Below are 1936 nucleotides of genomic sequence, written 5' to 3' on the forward strand. Positions count from 1 at the left end.
TTACCATTAAAGGCGAAGTTAACAATCGATAAGGCTGCACAATCTATTGATTTTAGAGAGTTATTACCTGTCGTATTTAATAATAATATCAAGTTGCAATTAACAGCGGCAAGTAGTTCGAGATTACCTGTATCGTATACTTATTCTTTTGAAGGAAGTAAAGCAGCTGCTATAGTAACATCGTTGGGGAAAGTTACTGTTATTTCTACTGGGAGTATTGTTATTACTGCTCATCAATCTGGAAATGAAAATTATCTACCAGCTCAAAGTATTAGTCATGTATTAGTTATAGAGAATGATGAAGCACTTATAGAAAGTTATTCAATAAATAAAGTGAATAAAGGAGCCTTGTTATCCAGTTCATTTTTTAGAATGAATTGTGATGAAATAAGTAATCAAGTTAGCGTTGAATTACAAGTTAGCAGTGGTGCTTTAGCAAGTACAACGTCAAATTTTGTTATAAACACACCAAAACCAGGTATCTATCATCAGGAAATAGTTGTTACTTCTCAAAGTGGTTCAACAATCAAGAAGTATGAACTGATTATAGAGCGACCATTTAATTTTGAAGATATAGTTATACAGAAATTTGACAACACTCTTTTAGTGAATAATAACCCTCAGACTAATGGAGGCTATCGTTTTGTTGGTTATAAGTGGTTTAAAAACGGAAAATTAATAGGTACAGAACAGGCTTATTTTGTTGGAAATAAGAAAGAAGATCTTTTAGATCGAAATGCATTATACAGCATTGAGTTACTTACAGATAAAGGCGAGGTACTACACAGTTGTTCTTCTACAATAGAGTATTCATACTCACATAGTATTAGATTGTACCCCAATCCTATTGTTAAAAATGGAGTTTTGGAATTAGCTTTGGATTATCCAGATTCTTCATTAGAGGATGCTGTGGCAACAGTTTATAGTATAACAGGCCAGTTTTTATTTAAAATCCCTATAGAAGGGAGTATCTCTAAAATAGTTCTGCCAAATACTATATCAGAAGGAGTTTATTTTGTGATAGTAAAAATAAATGGTAAAAACCAGCCCCTTAAGTTTATCGTTAAACCTTAATTAAGATGAATGTGAAAAGAAAATATATATATGGATTAGTACTTTTTATATTATTTAGTATGAAAGGCCTTGCACAAGAGATTAGTATTTCTTTTGAAGGTTACTTTAATAATAGCTTGACAAGAGTAAAGACTTATGACAGTAATAGTGTTTTAGGTTATAGCATGGGAGTAGGATATAGATATTATTTGAATCAAAAATGGAGTTTAGCAGCAGAAGTAGCTTACCAAAATAGTAGTTTAGATTTTATACAACGCAATGCTAAGTCTAGTTGGTCTTCTATAGATGTTGAAGGGGATCAGTATATCCTTAAATATCAGAGTAAAATCAGAATAGAGCAGATTTCTTATCGTTTAATTCAAGTTCCCTTAACTGTTCAATTTGAAACCGGAAAAGAAGTAAAGTGGTATGTTCAAACAGGTTTAGCTATTGGTGTAATCACAGGAAGTCCAAAGTCAAGAATTACTATAAATGAACTAGATACATCTGGATACTATCCCCAGTGGGATGTAGAGCTACAAGGACCTAACTTTATAGGGTATGGACACTTTAAAAATATAAGCCATAAAAAAGAAATACATTTACAAAATCGATACTCTTGGTTATTTGAAACAGGGGTAAAACAGGAATTGGGTAATAAACAGAGCTTGTATATTGGTGCTTTTTTCAATTTAGGTTTGAACAATTTAGCAAAAGATGGAATAAGAGATAAACACCCAATTACTTTATCATCTAATTATGATAATCCTATTGAATTAAATAGTATTTGGACAGATATGAGTTATAGCAACCAAAAATTAAAAGATTATCATATTGGAATTAAGTTAAGGTATGCGTTTCATTTATAATTATTAAAGTAAAG

2 protein-coding genes are annotated in these 1936 nt (G+C 31.0%); both read left to right on the forward strand.

Going from position 1 to position 1936, the window contains the following annotated elements; genetic code table 11:
• Nucleotides 1-1074: T9SS type A sorting domain-containing protein (locus ACYSNV_RS12380; RefSeq protein WP_461762845.1), on the forward strand; the 1074-nt coding region annotated here is incomplete at its 5' end.
• Between the two features lie 5 nt (nt 1075-1079).
• The gene (locus tag ACYSNV_RS12385) at nt 1080-1922 is read left to right on the forward strand and encodes an outer membrane beta-barrel protein (RefSeq protein ID WP_461762846.1); all 843 of its coding nucleotides are present in this window, start codon (nt 1080-1082) and stop codon (nt 1920-1922) included.
• Nucleotides 1923-1936: the final 14 nt, after the last annotated feature.

The sequence above is a fragment of the Myroides sp. LJL119 genome (assembly GCF_054871605.1).